Here is a 15557-nt window from a genome sequence, read left to right as displayed (position 1 = left end):
AAAAAGACCTTTAACCACCAAGACACAAAGACACGAAGAAACTCAAAGAAAATCATTTATTCATATGTATTTCTTGGTGACTTGGTGTCTTGGTGGTAGAAATCATTAATAAGGGGTAACGGAATATGGCAATCAGGGACTTTGAAGAGGTCATGCCCGATCTGCATCCGGACGTCTATGTAGATGAGTCGGCGCTGGTGATCGGGGATGTGGTGATCGGCAAGGACAGCTCCGTCTGGCCGTTTACGGTGATTCGCGGTGATGTGAATGTCATTCGCATCGGCGCCAATACCAATATCCAGGACAATTCGGTGCTGCATGTGACCCACGACGGGTCGCACAATCCCGGCGGTTATGCGCTGAGCGTGGGCGATAATGTCACGGTCGGCCATCGCGTGATTCTGCACGGTTGCACTATCGCGGATAATTGCCTGATCGGGATGGGGGCGACCGTCATGGACGGAGCTGTTGTTCATGAGCACACTATCATCGGGGCCGGTTCACTGGTGACGCCAGGGAAAGAACTGGAGAGCGGTCTGTGGCTGGGCAGTCCGGCGCGCAAGGCGCGGGAGCTGAGCGACGAGGAGCGTGACTCGATTGCCTATTCCGCCCAGCACTACGTTCAACTGAAAAACCGCCACCAACAATCCTGATCGGCCATGGCACGACTCAAGCCGGCCTTTTTCGATCAGGAGCCCTGCGACCTGGCCCGGGCGCTGCTCGGCAAGGTACTCCGCCATCGTTATCGCGATCGCTGGCTGGCCTGCCGGATTATCGAAACCGAGGCCTATTATCTTGCGGAGCGCGGCAGCCACTCCTCGCGGGGCTATACCCCCAAACGCGCCGCGATGTTCATGCCGCCCGGCACCATTTACATGTACTACGCGCGAGGCGGTGACTCGCTGAACATCAGCGCGCGGGGCGAAGGCAACGCGGTACTGATCAAATCCGGGATAGCGTATTTCGATCGCGAGTCGCCACGCGACAACCTGGTACGCATGCAAAAGCTCAATCCGGTCAAAGGATCCGGCAAACAACGCCCGGTGGAAAAACTCTGCAGTGGACAGACCCTGCTATGCGCGGCGCTGGGCCTGAAAGTGGGTCGCTGGGATCAGCAACAATTCGACAGACAGCATTTTTATATCGACGATGTCGGTTATCAGCCCCGGGCGATTATCCAGACAACCCGGCTCGGCATCCCCGCCGGGCGTGACGAACACCTGATGTACCGCTATATTGATTACGCTCATGCCGGGCAATGTACCCGCAATCCGCTGCGTAAACGCAACCAACAGGAAGGCCGGGACTATGTCCTCCACCGTCTATCTGCTGCTGGCTGAACTGACCGTATTGCTCCATTTTCTGTTCGTCGCATTTGTCGCGGCGGGTGGATTGCTGGTGTTGCGCTGGCCGAAGCTGGCCCGGGTGCATCTGCCGGCTTTATTCTGGGGTATCTATATCCAGTTCAGCGGCGGCTTTTGCCCGCTCACCCCGCTGGAAAAAACCTTCCGCCAACTGGCCGGTCTGCAAGCCTACGAAGGCGGATTTATCAATCACTATCTCATACCAGTGATCTATCCGCCTGGATTAACCCACGAAATGCAAGTAATGATCGGTATCGGGCTGATCGTGTTGAACGTAGTGATCTACACAATTTTTATCTACCGACAACGATGTGGAGATAGTAGCTGACTCACTGGGAATAACGCAGAGGTCGCGGAGGCGCAGAGACGCGGAGATTTAATGTTGAATTTTCAATTTTGAATTACGATTCCGTATTAAATTCATCACTCAACATAACCATTTAAAATCACATTGTTTTCTCTGCGCCTTTGCGCCTCCGCGTCCTCTGCGTTTATTAGATCGTTCCGGCTACGAAGAAGCTGCCATTTCGCGGCGCAGTTGTTCGATGACGGATCCGGTCTCGGGGCGTACGCCACGCCAGATATAAAAGGACTCGGCGGCCTGTTCCACCAGCATGCCCAGGCCATCGAGTACGGTGGCGGCCCCATGCGCGCTGGCCCACTGCATGAAGGTGGTCGGCCCGGCGCCGTACATCATGTCGTAACAGGCGGCACCGTCGGCAAGCAGGTTGTCGGGCAGTGGCGGCAGCTCGCCCTGTAAACTGGCGGCGGTGGCGTTGATCACCAGATCGAATCGTTTGTCCTCAAGCGCCTCGTAGCCACTGCCTTCAATGCTGCCCAGATCGCTGAAGACCTCGGCCAGTTCCCGGGCTTTTTCCGCCGTGCGGTTTGCGATCACCAGTTGCGCCGGGTGTTCGGCCAGCAGCGGGGCCAGGACGCCGCGAGCGGCACCCCCGGCACCCATCAGCAGGACTTTTTTGTCCTTGATCGGAACACGATTGCTGTGCAAATCGTTGACCAGACCGATGCCATCGGTGTTATCGCCGAATAGCTGCTTGCCGATGAACTTGATGGTATTGACTGCGCCGGCCCGTTCGGCCCGTTCACTGCGTTCGTTGACCAGCGCCCAGGCTTCCTGCTTGAAGGGCACAGTGATGTTAAGCCCCTTGCCGCCGCTGGCATCGAAGTTACCGACGGCCTGGGGGAATCCACCGGGATCGACCTGGATCGCTTCATAATGCATCGCTTCACCGGTCTGCTCGGCAAACAGGGTATGAATCCGCGGCGATTTACTGTGTGCTACCGGATTGCCCATGACGGCATAGTCATCGTGGCGTTGACTGAAATCAAACAGGTCACTCATCGGTTGTATCGCTTTTCAGTTTATCGTGGCGCGGGCGACAGAATTAGATATGGAATAACCCGAACATCGCCTGCATACTGGCATTGTATCGCATCCAACCCCGGGTTGATAAAACCGCAGCACATGATTCTGTCCCGCGCCAAAAAAGAGACCTTCCATCGCCTTCTGGCAGCCGTGGATCTGGGTTCCAACAGCTTTCATATGATCGTGGCCCGGGCCAGCGACCAGACCCTGCAGGTGCAGGACCGGCTGCGAGAGATGGTGCGCCTCGGCGCGGGGCTGGATGACGAAGGACATCTGGCTGCGGATGCCCGCCTGCGCGCGCTCGAGTGTCTGGAACGTTTTGGCCAGCGTTTACGTGGCATGGCGGATCGGGAAGTACGGGTGGTCGGCACCAATACCCTGCGCGCGGCCCGGGATCAAGGGGATTTTTTGCGACAGGCCGAAGCGGCGCTGGGCCATTCGGTGGAGATCATCTCTGGGATCGAGGAGGCGCGGCTGATCTATCTGGGCGTGGCCCACAGCCTGGCCGAGGACGGCATGCGGCGCATGGTGATCGACATCGGCGGTGGCAGTACCGAGGTCATCATTGGCGAACGCTTTGAGCCCCTGTTGCTGGAGAGCCTGGACATGGGTTGTGTCAGCATGAGCCGACAGTTTTTTCCCGACGGTGCGATTACCCCGGCGCGGCTCAAGGCCGCGGAACTCGCCGCGCAACTGGAGCTGGAGGGTTTTGCCCACCGCTGTCATCAGATGGGTTGGGAACAGACGGTAGGCGCCTCGGGTACCGCCAAGGCACTGGCCAGGGTGGTGCAGGCACAGGGCTGGAGTGAGCAGGGCATTAGCGCCAAATCGCTCAAGCAGCTGCGCAAGGCAATACTTGATGTCGGGCACATCGATGAACTGAAACTCAAGGGGCTGAGCGAGGAGCGTCGGCCGGTGTTTATCGGCGGATTTACCATCATGGCGGCGCTGTTTGCCTCGCTGGATATCAAGCAGATGCTGGTCTCCGACGGGGCGCTGCGTGAAGGTCTGTTGTATGACATGCTGGGGCGTCACCGGCACGAAGATGTGCGTGAACGTAGTGTTGAACTGTTACAGAAGCGCTACCAGATCGATACTGAGCATGCTCGTCATGTGGAACAGACCGCATTATCGCTGCTGCAGCAGGCGGCAGAGTCCTGGCAACTTGACGATCCCGTCAGCGAACAAATGCTCGGCTGGGCCGCGCGCCTGCATGAGATCGGTCTGGCCATTGCGCATTCCGGTTATCACAAGCACGGTGCCTATTTGCTGGAGAACTCGGATCTGTCGGGCTTCAGTCTGCAACAACAGCAGGTGCTGGCGATTTTGGTGCGTAGTCATCGCCGCAAGCCGGACCCGGCCTTGTTCAGCGCTTTTCCCCGGTCGGTACGCGAGGCCATGTTGCAATTGACTATCCTGTTGCGCCTGGCCGTCAAGCTGCAGCGTAGCCGGTTGCACGCGGCCCTGCCCGATATCCGTCTCAAGGCCAGGCCCCGACAACTCAAGCTGAGCTTTCCCGATGAGTGGCTGGATCAACATGATTTGACGCGGGCTGATCTGGAGCGCGAGGTCGAGTACCTGCGGTTACTCGATTATGAACTGAAAATTACCACTCCGTAATTGAAAGGCGCCAGTTACTAGCTGCTAGTGACTAGTTACTCTTCTCGGTACCCGGATCGGCCGCCAGTTTTTCGAGAAGCTGGCGTTGCACGTTACGCGGCTTGTGACTGCCCTGTTTTATCCGCCGGTAGGTGCCGTCGGATTGCAATTGCCAGGCCAGGGTGTTGTCGGCCAGATAGGCCAGCAGGCCGTCATTGATAACCCGTTTTTTCAGGGCAGGGTCTTCGATGGGAAAACAGGTCTCCACCCGGCGGAAGAAGTTGCGATCCATCCAGTCAGCGCTGGAGCAAAAGACCTGTGGGTCGTCGTCGTTTTCAAAATAGTATACCCGGGTATGTTCCAGAAAGCGCCCGACGACCGATCGCACATGGATGTTTTCCGATATACCACTGACGCCAGGTCGCAGACAACAGATGCCACGCACGATAAGGTCGATCTTTACCCCGGCCTGCGAGGCTTCGTAAAGTTTGGCGATGAGCTTCGATTCAACCAGCGAGTTAATCTTGATAATAATGCGCGCCGGTTTGTTGTTGCGCGCGTTTTCCGCCTCCTGCTCAATCAACGCCAGCAGGCGCTTATGCAGGGTAAACGGTGACTGTAACAACTTGCGCAGCTTGGTCGCCCTGCCCAGACCGGTGAGCTGGGTAAACAGGCGATGTACATCCTCGCCAATGGCCTTGTCGCAGGTTAGTAAACCGTAATCGGTGTATACCCGTGCCGTACCGGCATGATAGTTGCCGGTGCCCAGATGTGCATAGCGACGAATGAGCCGCCCTTCACGGCGCACCACCAGTAACAGTTTGGCATGGGTTTTATAACCAACCACGCCGTAGACCACGTGGGCGCCGGCATCCTGCAGCCGGGTCGCCAGCTCGATGTTGGCGGCCTCATCGAAGCGGGCACGCAGTTCCACTACCACGGTGACTTCCTTGCCGGTCCGGGCTGCTTCCACCAGGGCATCCACCAGCGGAGAGTCGGCGCCGGTGCGATACAGGGTCTGCTTGATCGCCAGGACTTTTGGATCACTGGCCGCCTGCTTGAGCAAGCTGATTACCGGGGCAAAGGACTCGAAGGGATGGTGTAACAACAGGTCCCCATGGCGGATGACTTCAAAAATATCGTCATTGTTTTTCAGTCGCTTGGGAATACCGGGGGTAAACGGCGCGTATTTAAGATCCGAATGTTCGACCAGATCGTGAATCTCCATCAGGCGATTGAGATTCACCGGACCGTTAACCTGGTAGAGATCTTCCTGATCCAGTTTGAACTGGTTCAACAGAAACTCGGCCATTTCTTCACTGCAATTGTCCGCCACTTCGAGGCGTACCGCGTCGCTTAAACGGCGCGAGGAGAGTTCGCCCTTGATGGCGCGCATCAGATCGTCGATCTCCTCCTCGTCGACAAACAGATCGCTGTCGCGGGTAACGCGAAACTGGTAGCAACCGGTGACGTTCATCCCCGGGAACAGGTCGCTGACATGGGTGTGAATAATGGAGCTCAAAAACACAAAGATCTGGCCGTTGGCCATGGATGAGGGCAAACGGATCAGCCGGGGCAGACTGCGGGGTGCCTGCACGATGGCGATGCGGCTGTCGCGGCCAAAAGCATCCTTGCCCTCAAGAGAGACAATAAAGTTGAGGCTGCGGTTTAACACGCGGGGAAACGGGTGCGCCGGATCCAGTCCCAGCGGGCTGAGCACAGGCAATAACTCGTTGCTGAAGTAGCGCTTGATCCAGGTGGCCTGCTTCTGGTTCCAGCGCGAGCGTTTGAGAAAATGAATCCTGTGCCGGGCCAACTCGGGAATGAGAACGTCGTTAAGTATCCGGTACTGCTCATCCACCAGCTTGTGCGCCTCGTCACTGATCCGGGTTAGCAGTTGTTCAGGGGTCAGGCTGTCGGCGCTGCCACTGGTGGATTCCAGTGCCGCGCGGTACATCAGGCCGGCGACGCGAATCTCGAAAAACTCATCCAGATTGGTGCTGGAGATACACAAAAACCGCAACCGTTCCAGCAGCGGAATGGATTCGTCACTGGCCTGGGCCAGCACCCGCGATTGAAACTGCAACAGGCTCAGTTCGCGGTTGAAATAGAGTTCGGGGTTTTTCAGGTCGGCTTTCTCCATGTTGTCATAAAACCATAACCTTATGACAACGGGATGACAAATCAGTTAAGAGCTCTATCGGGCGAGGAGCCGGCCTCTTCTGACGGGAGGCCTGCTCTGATACAAGTCGAGGCGCGCGTCAGCCGCCAAAGATGCCCTTTAGCGTGAAGAAGAACAGAATCGCGAGAATCGCGCCGGCCGGCAGAGTAACGATCCAGGACATGAAAATGGCCCGTACCACGCCCATGTTGACCGCCGCGATCCCGCGCGCCATGCCGACCCCGAGCACCGCGCCAACCAGGGTATGGGTGGTGGAGATGGGCAGACCGGTACCGGAGGCGACCACCACGGTGGTCGCCGCGGCCAGGGTGGCGGCAAAACCGCGGCTTGGCGTCAATTCGGTAATCCCCTGGCCGACGGTGGCGATCACCTTGTGACCGTACATCATCAGTCCGGCAACGATCCCGATCCCCCCGAGCAGCAGAATCCAGGGCGCCATCAGCGAACGCTGGGTCACCTCGCCGTTGTTTTGCACGATACTGACGACCGCCGCCAGCGGACCCACCGCATTGGCCACGTCGTTGGAGCCGTGGGCGAAGGCCATGGCGCAGGCGGTGACCATCATCAGGATACCGAAGACTTTCTCTACATTGGTGAAGTGGTACTCGCGGTCCGCATTCGGATCGAACTTCAGCCGGCGTATAAAATAGATACCGATCAGCATGATCACGATCCCCACACTGATGGCGACCAGGTAGCTCTGAAACATATTCAGTTCCAGGCCGACATGCTTGAGACCCTTGAGCATGGTGACCAGCGTAACGATGAAGCCCACCAGGAAAATGTAGACCGGCACATAACGACGTGCGTTGGCCAGGGGATCATCGGTATTGAAGATCAGTTTTTGCACGCTGAGAAACAGCAAAAAAGCAATCGCACCCGAGGTTACCGGCGAGATCACCCAGCTCATGACGATGGCGCCGACCTTGGCCCAATGAACCGCCTCGATACCCAGGCCGACCGCGGCAAAGCCGACAATGGCGCCGACAATGGAATGGGTGGTGGAGACCGGCCAGCCGGCGCGGCTGGCAATCAGCAGCCAGATGCCGGCGGCCAGCAGGGAGGCCATCATGCCGTACACCAGTAACTCCGGTGAGCCGGCCATCAGTTCCGCATCGATCATGCCCTTGCGAATCGTCGCGGTGACCTGGCCGCCGGCCAGAAAGGCGCCGAGAAATTCAAATACGGCGGCGATAATAATCGCCTGCTTGATGGTCAGCGCTTTTGAACCGACCGAGGTGGCCATGGCATTGGCCACGTCATTGGCACCCACCCCCCAGGCCATGAACAAACCGAAGACACACGCCAGAACAATGAAGATAATACCGAATTCCATCATCTTCCCCTTATTGTTATTTTTATCGAGCCAGCATCAACTCAAGCCGGCTGCCAACGCGTTGCGCCAGATCCGCCAGATCCCCGATCCAATCGAGAACCCGGTACATGAACATCACGTCGACAGGGGGAAGATCCTTTTCTATTTTGAATAATATGGCGCGCACCGCGACCTGAATATCGTCGGTGTCGCTTTCGATGGTATCCAGCTTGTCGATCATCGACTCCACCAGATCGATTTCGTTACCGCCGAAACCGGTGGCGACCAGCTCGTCCAGCTCATTGATGGCGGTCTGGGCCTGGGAGACGGCATCGGAACAACGGTCAACGAAATCCAGCAGGGGCGCATTCATGGTATCGGGGAAGCGCATCTTGCGCCCCAGCATCAGACCGGCGATGTCCTTGGCCTTGTTGGCGATGCGATCCTGCATGGTCAGCACTTCCAGCAGATCGTGGCGTGAAACCGGCATGAACAATCCGTGAGGGAGCTTGAGTCGCAATTCGCGCTTGAGTGCATCGGCTTCATTCTCGCGAACGGCGATCAACTGTTGCATGGACTCGGCCTTCTCCCAGTCCTCGGCCAGCGCCGCCTGGAAAAAGGGCAACAATTCCTCCACCGTGGCCTGCACCTTGGCCATGTGCTGCTGCAGGGGTGAGATAGGGGAGGTGCCGAACAGTCCGGATATATAACTTCGGGGCATGGCGAGTACCTTGCGTTATGATTTTAAGCGCGTACGATGGCGATCATCACGACCCTGTGCAGTATACCGACTCGATTCACCGGATAACAGATTTGTGACCGAAGCGCCCGGATTCAGCCCTGTTTCAGCCACTGGGCCACGCGCTTGGCGAAGTAGGTGAGAATGCCGTCGGCGCCGGCACGCTTGCAGCCGAGCAGGGATTCGAGAATCACCGCTTTTTCGTCCAGCCAGCCGTTTTGCGCCGCGGCCATCAGCATGGCGTATTCACCGCTGACCTGATAGACGTAGGTGGGAGCACCGAACTCCTGCTTCACCCGGCGCACGATATCCAGATAGGGCATGCCGGGCTTGATCATCACCATATCGGCCCCTTCTTCGAGATCCAGCGCCACTTCCCACAACGCCTCGTCACTGTTGGCCGGGTCCATCTGGTAGCTGTACTTGTTGCCGCCGCCCAGATTGGCCGCCGAGCCGACCGCGTCACGAAACGGGCCGTAGAAACTGGAGGCATATTTGGCCGAGTAGGCCAGGATACGGGTGTGAATATGGCCGGCGTCTTCCAACGCCTCACGGATCCGGCCGATACGCCCGTCCATCATGTCCGAGGGGGCGACCACGTCGGCGCCGGCCTCGGCGTGGGAGAGGGCCTGTTTAACCAGTACCTCGACTGTCTCGTCGTTGAGCACATAGCCGTCGGCGTCGATCAACCCATCCTGACCGTGGGTGGTGAAGGGATCCAGGGCCACGTCGGTAATCACGCCCAGTTCGGGCAGATTTTCCTTGAGCGCGCGCACGGCCCGCTGGGCCAGGCCTTCCGGGTTGTAGGCCTCGCGGGCGTCGTCGGATTTGACCCCGGCGGGCGTCACCGGGAACAGGGCGACGGCGGGGATACCCAGCTCCAGCAGCTGCTCACCCTCGCGCAGCAACTGGTCGATACTGACCCGCTCGATACCCGGCATGGAAGACACCGCTTCGCGCTGACCTTCGCCCTCGAGCACAAACAGGGGAAAAATCAGATCATCCACACTCAACTGCGATTCGCGCATCAGCCGGCGAGAAAAATCGTCCCGCCGCATGCGACGCATGCGCACCCCGGGAAAACGGCCGTGTCCGGTCTCAATCTGGGCCACCTGCCTCTCCTGTGAAAAAGTGAACCGATACCCCGATCGGGCATCGAAGTTAAATAGACTATATAATAAGCTTATGCTGGCAAATCGCCGCCTGCGCCGACTGCTTGATTGAGCATACCGTAACCCATACCGATTTTAAACGGGAGCCGCGCGCCATGAACGTCCCAACTGCTACCAACCCACACCTTCACATGCCCCTGTTGCGCCTGCCCTATCTGTTCGGCGCGCTGCTACTGGCCCTGTTCCTGTCGCTGCCGACCCAGAGCGCAACCGCAGCCGATAACGATCCCGATGAGGCCCGGCAGGTACTGGAAAAGGTCGCCCAAAAGATGATCCAGACTACCAACGCGCGCCGCGACGATATCAAAGAGGATCCCAGGGTTGTCGAGCAGCTGGTCGAGGAGCTGCTGCTGCCGCATATCGACCTGCTCACCGCCTCGCGCTGGGTGCTGGGCAGGCACTGGCGCACCGCCAGCAAGGAACAGAAGCTCAACTTCATGCGCCACTTCCGCGGCATGCTGCTACGTTTTTATTCCACCGCCCTGGCCGACTACCTGAGTGAAAATACGGTGGACGAAGATCTTATTCGCTTCCAGCCGGTACGCGCCGAGGCCGGCAGCGACGATGTGACTGTGCGTTCGCATGTCCACCCGCCCAATGGCCAGCCCATCCCGGTCAATTATCATATGCACCTGACCCGCAAGGGCTGGCAAGTCTATGACATCTCCGTCGAAGGGGTCAGCATGATCACCACCTATCGCAACAGCTTCAATGACGAGATCCGCCGCAACGGGCTGGATAAACTCATCGCCCGTCTGGCCGACGAGGACAGCGACCTGGTCAAGCACCCGCCGGGCGCCAACAGCTGAATATCCAAGAATTCGTTTCATCGCCAACGCCCTGGCCCCGCTGACTTTGCTGGCTGCCATCACAGCCTGGTGGCGAATCCCTCCGTCTGAGGGGCAGGGTTTTTTGTCCGCCGCGCTGGTGTACAATGCCCGCCCCCGTGACAGCGACAGGAGCAGGCGGTGAAACAGTTCGACGGTACAACAGTGCTCTGCGTGCGGCGCGACAACAAGGTGGTGCTGGGCGCCGACGGTCAGGTCAGCTTTGGCGATACGGTCATGAAGGGCAATGCCAGCAAGGTGCGCCGGCTCTACCATAACAAGGTGCTGGCCGGATTTGCCGGCGGGACCGCCGACGCGTTTACCCTGTTTGAATACTTCGAGGGCAAGCTGGAGAAGCATTCCGGCAACCTGGTGCGCGCGGCTGTGGAGATGGCCAAGGACTGGCGTACCGACCGCGCCCTGCGCCGACTCGAGGCCCTGCTGACCGTGGCCAACAAGGACGCCATGCTGATCATCTCCGGCAACGGCGATGTGATCGAGCCGGAACATTCACTGGTAGCGATCGGCTCCGGCGGCCCTTACGCCCAGGCGGCGGCCCGCGCCCTGCTGGAAAATACCGAGCTCGATGCGCGTGCGATTACCGAGAAGGCCTTGAATATCGCCGCCGACACCTGCATCTATACCAACCATAACCTGGTCATCGAAGAACTCGACACCTGAACCCGACTTTAATCAAGGCCCCCGCATGTCCCAGATGACACCCCGCGAAATTGTCCAGGAACTGGACAAACATATTATCGGCCAGTCCGCCGCCAAGCGCGCGGTGGCCATCGCCCTGCGTAACCGCTGGCGGCGCAGTTGCGTCGATCCCGAGCTGCGCAACGAGATCACGCCCAAGAATATTCTGATGATCGGCCCCACCGGGGTCGGCAAGACCGAGATCGCCCGCCGCCTCGCGCGCCTGGCCAATGCCCCGTTTATCAAGATCGAGGCCACCAAGTTTACCGAAGTCGGCTATGTCGGCCGCGATGTGGAGTCGATCATCCGCGATCTGGTGGAGATATCCATCAAGATCACCCGCGAACAGGAGATGGACAAGGTCCGTCACCGGGCCGTCGATGCCGCCGAGGAGCGGGTCCTGGATATTTTGCTGCCCCCGCCGCGCAGCGACGGGTTCGGCTTTGATAACGAGGCGCCGGCGCGGGACAACGATCAGGAAAACGCCACCCGGCAGAAATTCCGCAAAAAGCTGCGCGAGGGCGAGCTGGACGACAAGGAGATCGAGATCGAGGTCAGCGCGCCGTCCATGGGGGTGGAGATCATGGCCCCGCCCGGCATGGAAGAGATGACCAGCCAGTTACAGGGCATGTTCCAGAACATGTCCGGCCAGCGCACCAAGACCCGCAAGATGCCGATCCATCAGGCACTCAAGGCGCTGACCGACGAGGAAGCCGCCAGGCTGGTCAACGAGGAGGAGATCAAGGTCAGGGCGGTGGACAATGTCGAACAGCACGGCATCGTGTTTCTCGACGAGATGGACAAGATTGCCAAGCGCAGCGAGACCTCCGGCACCGATGTCTCCCGCGAAGGGGTGCAGCGGGATCTGTTGCCGCTGGTGGAAGGCTCCACCGTCAGCACCAAGTACGGCATGGTGCGCACCGACCATATCCTGTTTATCGCCTCCGGCGCGTTCCATCTGTCCAAACCCTCGGACATGATCCCCGAACTACAGGGCCGCTTCCCGATCCGGGTGGAGCTGGAACCGTTGAGCACCGAGGACTTCGTGCGCATCCTCACCGAGCCCGATGCCTCGCTGACCGAACAGTATCGCGCCCTGCTGTATACCGAGGATGTGACACTGGAATTTACCGATGAAGGCATTCACCGGCTGGCGGAAATCGCCTGGCAGGTGAACGAGCGTACCGAAAATATCGGTGCGCGGCGGTTGCATACCATGCTGGAACGCCTGCTGGAGCAGATCTCTTTCGAGGCCTCGGATCGGGGCGGCGAGCAGGTCAGAATCAGCGCCGACTATGTGGATGAAAATCTTGCCGACCTGGCGCAAGATGAAGATCTGAGTCGTTATATTCTGTAAGCCACCGCGCCGGACAGACTCACCGTACTATAGAGGTTATCAAGCATGAGCAATGTCAAACCGACCGAAATCAATTTGCACCAGGCGTCCCATATACTGGAGATCGCCTTCGACGACGGCAGCCGCTTCGAACTGCCCACCGAATACCTGCGGGTCTATTCCCCCTCCGCCGAAGTGCAGGGCCACGGGCCGGGACAGGATAAGCTGCAGATCGGCAAGCAGGACGTGAACATCGAACGCATCGAACAGGTCGGCCACTACGCCATCCAGCTTTACTTCGACGACAATCACGACACCGGTATCTATTCCTGGGACACCCTCTACAACCTGGGCAAGAACTACGACGAGCTGTGGCAGAAATACCTGGATCGGCTCAAGGAAGCGGGCAAGGAACGGCCCGAACCGGAACACCTTCAAAACAGGGCCTAGGGACGAGTTACGAGGGACGAGGAAAGGCTTAACCACGAAGGCTCGAAGACACGAAGAAAATATGACGCTTCGAGTCTTCGTGACTTCGTGGTGAAAAATCTACCTCTCGATATGGCGACGCTTTGCGAAGTTTGTATGTCCTCCCGGTTGGCACCAGGTCGCAATTTGCGGTGAATAGGATAGAATTTATATCAGCCCATGATGATGTGAACCCGCTACTATGAAAAAGACCACTTATTTCGGTTATGAGGAAGTCCCGTACGAGGAGAAGGTGCGCAAGGTCGCCGGGGTGTTTCATTCGGTCGCGGGCAAGTACGATCTGATGAACGACCTGATGTCGATGGGGGTCCATCGGCTGTGGAAGCGGTATACGCTGGATATGAGCGGGGTGCGGCGCGGGGACCATGTGCTGGATCTGGCCGGCGGGACCGGCGATCTGGCCCGGAAGTTTTCCCGCATGGTGGGGCCGCAGGGTTCGGTGACCCTGGCCGACATCAATGACTCCATGCTGAAAATGGGCCGCGAGCGGCTGGTCAATGACGGGATCGTCGGCAATGTCGAGTATGTGCAGGCCAATGCCGAATGCCTGCCGTTTCCCGATAACCATTTCGATGCGATTACCATCGCTTTCGGCCTGCGCAACGTCACCGACAAGGAGGCCGCGCTGCGCTCCATGTTGCGGGTCCTGAAGCCGGGCAAACCGTTGCTGGTACTGGAGTTCTCCCGGCCGGTGATCAAACCACTCAACCCGATCTATGACGCGTATTCCTTCAAGGTCCTGCCGATGCTCGGCAAACTGTTCGCCGACGATCCGGACAGTTACCGCTATCTGGCCGAGTCAATTCGCAAGCACCCGGATCAGGAGACACTCAAGGCGATGATGCAGGAGGCCGGCTTCGAGCAGTGCGCCTATTACAACCTGAGTGGCGGAATCGTCGCCCTGCATCGCGGCTACAAGTTATGAGTGCCACGGCGGCCAGAGCGCAATATGCCGGGTTCTGGCGCCGTCTTCTGGCGCTGTTACTCGACGGCGTCCTGTACACCGCGCTGATTCTGCCCCTGCTGGTGACGATCTACGGACCCGGCTATCTCCGCTGGTGGTTGGGTGACAGTAGCGACCTGGTCAGTTACGGTTTTCTTGATTTGCTTTTGACCTATGTGTTGCCGTTTGTCGCGGTGGTCGTATTCTGGCGCACCTGGCGGGCGACGCCCGGCAAGTTGCTCCTCGACTGCCGGGTGGTGGACGCCCGCACGTTGCAACCGCTGAGCCTGCGCCAGGCGATCATCCGTGCCCTGGCTTATATCCTCTCCGCCCTGCCGTTGTATCTCGGGTTTATCTGGGCCGCCTTCGACAAACGCAAACAGGCGCTGCATGACAAACTGGCCGGCAGTGTTGTTATTCAGGTGATCGACGATGACAGCGATATCACTGTGCAACAGTGGCTGGAGCGATCAAGCATATGAGCCTGTCGGGCGAAGGGCTGACCTTTATCGAGGCGGCTGTGGAGACCGCGCTCAACCGGGCCCTGCGCCTGGATCCGGTGGCGTTCGCCCGGCTGGAACAATTCGAAGGTAAAACCATCGCTCTCGAGCTGCGTGGCACCGGACTCACCTTGACGCTCCTGCCGGGGCGTGACGGCATCCAGGTACTGAGTGCTTCGGCCGGGGAGGCGGATACGGTCATCAGCGGCACACCGCTGGCCCTGGCCGAACTGAGCCTCGGTGATGCCCGGCGCGTGCTGTTCGCCGGCGAGGTGAGCATCCGTGGGGACATTGAGACCGGCCAGGCCTTCAAGCGGCTGCTGGATAATCTCGATATCGATTGGGAAGAACATCTCAGCCGCCTCAGTGGTGACGTGGTGGCGCACCACATCGGGGATCTGTTCCGCGGCCTGCAGCAGTGGGGCCAACAGGCACGGCAGGTTCTGGGCCGCAACCTGGCCGAATACCTGCAACAGGAGAGCCGACAGTTGGCCACGCACGAGGCGTTAACCGGGTTCGTTCAGGAGGTAGACCGATTACGCGACGACAGCGAGCGGCTGCAGGCGCGTATCGTCCTGCTGCAGCAACGCCTGCAGCATAGCGAACAAAGATCATAAACCCCGCTTTGCCGGCTATATAAAAGTTCATTTGCACCCGTCTCTCAGTCTCCCAGAATAGGGCGCCATGCAATTTTGAAGGTATTGCGGTATGCTTTGCCTTTGAATCTGCTCGAAGGAACAGAAACCATGAGCCAAATCCCGGTCTTCGCCGGTGCGACAATCAGGACCCTCGAGACGGCCCTGGAAGAGCGTTATCACCCTCCGCTCGAACTGCATCGCGCCGATATTCGTTCGCGGCGTTACCCGACCGATCGGGAACCGGCCGTGTACCGGGGAAAAGGCGGCTGCCTTTTTGTGCAGGCCGGCCATGAATTGCGGAGCAACACGATCACGGAGCTCAGCCAGTAATTTTCATAATGCCTGCCGCGTGCGGGCATTGTTGTTC

General features: G+C 58.7%; 17 protein-coding genes. 12 read left to right on the top strand and 5 right to left on the bottom strand.

The window, feature by feature from the left end; genetic code table 11:
- Nucleotides 1-125 precede the first annotated feature (125 nt).
- Genes U5J94_RS04050 through U5J94_RS04040 form a run of 3 tightly spaced genes read left to right on the top strand, consistent with a single transcriptional unit; the run spans nt 126 to nt 1692 of the window.
- The gene (locus U5J94_RS04050; RefSeq protein WP_322564357.1) at nt 126-653 is read left to right on the top strand and encodes a gamma carbonic anhydrase family protein; all 528 of its coding nucleotides are present in this window, start codon (nt 126-128) and stop codon (nt 651-653) included.
- A 6-nt stretch (nt 654-659) separates the two neighbouring features.
- On the top strand, nt 660-1340 hold the full coding sequence (locus U5J94_RS04045; RefSeq protein WP_322564356.1) for a DNA-3-methyladenine glycosylase: 681 nt from the start codon (nt 660-662) through the stop codon (nt 1338-1340).
- Nucleotides 1309-1692, top strand: a complete 384-nt coding sequence (locus U5J94_RS04040) for a DUF2784 domain-containing protein (RefSeq protein WP_322564355.1) — start codon at nt 1309-1311, stop codon at nt 1690-1692. The genes U5J94_RS04045 and U5J94_RS04040 overlap by 32 nt, the downstream gene beginning before the upstream one ends.
- A 180-nt stretch (nt 1693-1872) precedes the next feature.
- On the opposite strand, the gene aroE is transcribed toward U5J94_RS04040, so the two are convergent.
- Nucleotides 1873-2727, bottom strand: a complete 855-nt coding sequence (gene aroE / locus U5J94_RS04035) for a shikimate dehydrogenase (protein WP_322564354.1) — start codon at nt 2725-2727, stop codon at nt 1873-1875.
- A 123-nt stretch (nt 2728-2850) separates the two neighbouring features.
- Between aroE and ppx the strand changes: the two genes are divergently transcribed.
- The gene (gene ppx / locus U5J94_RS04030; protein ID WP_322564353.1) at nt 2851-4371 is read left to right on the top strand and encodes an exopolyphosphatase; all 1521 of its coding nucleotides are present in this window, start codon (nt 2851-2853) and stop codon (nt 4369-4371) included.
- A 31-nt stretch (nt 4372-4402) separates the two neighbouring features.
- On the opposite strand, the gene ppk1 is transcribed toward ppx, so the two are convergent.
- The 4 genes from ppk1 to hemB form a co-directional block, all read right to left on the bottom strand.
- Nucleotides 4403-6493 carry a polyphosphate kinase 1 gene (gene ppk1 / locus U5J94_RS04025; RefSeq protein ID WP_322564352.1) on the bottom strand — a complete coding sequence of 697 codons (2091 nt, stop codon included), beginning with the start codon at nt 6491-6493 and terminating at the stop codon, nt 4403-4405.
- Between the two features lie 118 nt (nt 6494-6611).
- The gene (locus U5J94_RS04020; RefSeq protein WP_322564351.1) at nt 6612-7871 is read right to left on the bottom strand and encodes an inorganic phosphate transporter; all 1260 of its coding nucleotides are present in this window, start codon (nt 7869-7871) and stop codon (nt 6612-6614) included.
- Between the two features lie 19 nt (nt 7872-7890).
- On the bottom strand, nt 7891-8568 hold the full coding sequence (locus U5J94_RS04015; protein WP_322564350.1) for a TIGR00153 family protein: 678 nt from the start codon (nt 8566-8568) through the stop codon (nt 7891-7893).
- 113 nt (nt 8569-8681) lie between these two features.
- Entirely contained in the window at nt 8682-9653 is a 972-nt protein-coding gene (gene hemB, locus U5J94_RS04010; protein ID WP_416224186.1) for a porphobilinogen synthase, read from the bottom strand.
- A gap of 200 nt (nt 9654-9853) precedes the next feature.
- On the opposite strand from hemB, the gene U5J94_RS04005 reads away from it, so the two are divergent.
- The 8 genes from U5J94_RS04005 (at nt 9854) to U5J94_RS03970 (ending at nt 15520) form a co-directional block, all read left to right on the top strand.
- Nucleotides 9854-10567, top strand: coding sequence for an ABC transporter substrate-binding protein (locus tag U5J94_RS04005; protein WP_322564348.1), 714 nt, complete (start codon nt 9854-9856; stop codon nt 10565-10567).
- A gap of 159 nt (nt 10568-10726) precedes the next feature.
- Entirely contained in the window at nt 10727-11266 is a 540-nt protein-coding gene (gene hslV / locus U5J94_RS04000; RefSeq protein ID WP_322564347.1) for an ATP-dependent protease subunit HslV, read from the top strand.
- 25 nt (nt 11267-11291) lie between these two features.
- Nucleotides 11292-12641, top strand: coding sequence for an ATP-dependent protease ATPase subunit HslU (gene hslU, locus U5J94_RS03995; protein WP_322564346.1), 1350 nt, complete (start codon nt 11292-11294; stop codon nt 12639-12641).
- Nucleotides 12642-12686: 45 nt separating this feature from the next.
- Nucleotides 12687-13070: a DUF971 domain-containing protein gene (locus U5J94_RS03990; RefSeq protein ID WP_322564345.1), complete on the top strand. Its 384-nt coding sequence runs from the start codon at nt 12687-12689 to the stop codon at nt 13068-13070.
- A 220-nt stretch (nt 13071-13290) separates the two neighbouring features.
- Nucleotides 13291-14034, top strand: coding sequence for a bifunctional demethylmenaquinone methyltransferase/2-methoxy-6-polyprenyl-1,4-benzoquinol methylase UbiE (gene ubiE, locus U5J94_RS03985; protein WP_322564344.1), 744 nt, complete (start codon nt 13291-13293; stop codon nt 14032-14034).
- On the top strand, nt 14031-14534 hold the full coding sequence (locus U5J94_RS03980) for an RDD family protein (protein ID WP_322564343.1): 504 nt from the start codon (nt 14031-14033) through the stop codon (nt 14532-14534). The genes ubiE and U5J94_RS03980 overlap by 4 nt, the downstream gene beginning before the upstream one ends.
- Entirely contained in the window at nt 14531-15169 is a 639-nt protein-coding gene (locus U5J94_RS03975) for a ubiquinone biosynthesis accessory factor UbiJ (protein ID WP_322564342.1), read from the top strand. Before U5J94_RS03980 ends, U5J94_RS03975 begins: the two co-directional genes overlap by 4 nt.
- 129 nt (nt 15170-15298) lie before the next feature.
- Nucleotides 15299-15520: a hypothetical protein gene (locus U5J94_RS03970; protein ID WP_322564341.1), complete on the top strand. Its 222-nt coding sequence runs from the start codon at nt 15299-15301 to the stop codon at nt 15518-15520.
- The last annotated feature ends 37 nt before the right edge of the window (nt 15521-15557 follow it).

The sequence above is a fragment of the Thiohalophilus sp. genome, assembly GCF_034522235.1.
In the GTDB taxonomy this organism is placed as follows: Bacteria; Pseudomonadota; Gammaproteobacteria; order UBA6429; family Thiohalophilaceae; genus Thiohalophilus.
The sequence above is the reverse complement of the archived record's forward strand: the minus strand, read 5'-3'. Positions and strand labels throughout refer to the sequence as shown.

Bases quoted from the DNA above. Each gene is read 5' to 3' on its own strand.
- U5J94_RS04045 (WP_322564356.1), top strand. From the start codon at position 660: ATGGCACGACTCAAGCCGGCCTTTTTCGATCAGGAGCCCTGCGACCTG.
- ubiE (WP_322564344.1), top strand. From the start codon at position 13,291: ATGAAAAAGACCACTTATTTCGGTTATGAGGAAGTCCCGTACGAGGAG.
- U5J94_RS04005 (WP_322564348.1), top strand. From the start codon at position 9,854: ATGAACGTCCCAACTGCTACCAACCCACACCTTCACATGCCCCTGTTG.
- U5J94_RS03975 (WP_322564342.1), top strand. From the start codon at position 14,531: ATGAGCCTGTCGGGCGAAGGGCTGACCTTTATCGAGGCGGCTGTGGAG.
- U5J94_RS04050 (WP_322564357.1), top strand. From the start codon at position 126: ATGGCAATCAGGGACTTTGAAGAGGTCATGCCCGATCTGCATCCGGAC.
- ppx (WP_322564353.1), top strand. From the start codon at position 2,851: ATGATTCTGTCCCGCGCCAAAAAAGAGACCTTCCATCGCCTTCTGGCA.
- hemB (WP_416224186.1), bottom strand. From the start codon at position 9,653: ATGCGTCGCATGCGGCGGGACGATTTTTCTCGCCGGCTGATGCGCGAA.
- U5J94_RS03980 (WP_322564343.1), top strand. From the start codon at position 14,031: ATGAGTGCCACGGCGGCCAGAGCGCAATATGCCGGGTTCTGGCGCCGT.
- aroE (WP_322564354.1), bottom strand. From the start codon at position 2,727: ATGAGTGACCTGTTTGATTTCAGTCAACGCCACGATGACTATGCCGTC.
- U5J94_RS04020 (WP_322564351.1), bottom strand. From the start codon at position 7,871: ATGATGGAATTCGGTATTATCTTCATTGTTCTGGCGTGTGTCTTCGGT.
- hslU (WP_322564346.1), top strand. From the start codon at position 11,292: ATGTCCCAGATGACACCCCGCGAAATTGTCCAGGAACTGGACAAACAT.
- U5J94_RS04040 (WP_322564355.1), top strand. From the start codon at position 1,309: ATGTCCTCCACCGTCTATCTGCTGCTGGCTGAACTGACCGTATTGCTC.
- U5J94_RS03990 (WP_322564345.1), top strand. From the start codon at position 12,687: ATGAGCAATGTCAAACCGACCGAAATCAATTTGCACCAGGCGTCCCAT.
- U5J94_RS03970 (WP_322564341.1), top strand. From the start codon at position 15,299: ATGAGCCAAATCCCGGTCTTCGCCGGTGCGACAATCAGGACCCTCGAG.
- U5J94_RS04015 (WP_322564350.1), bottom strand. From the start codon at position 8,568: ATGCCCCGAAGTTATATATCCGGACTGTTCGGCACCTCCCCTATCTCA.
- ppk1 (WP_322564352.1), bottom strand. From the start codon at position 6,493: ATGGAGAAAGCCGACCTGAAAAACCCCGAACTCTATTTCAACCGCGAA.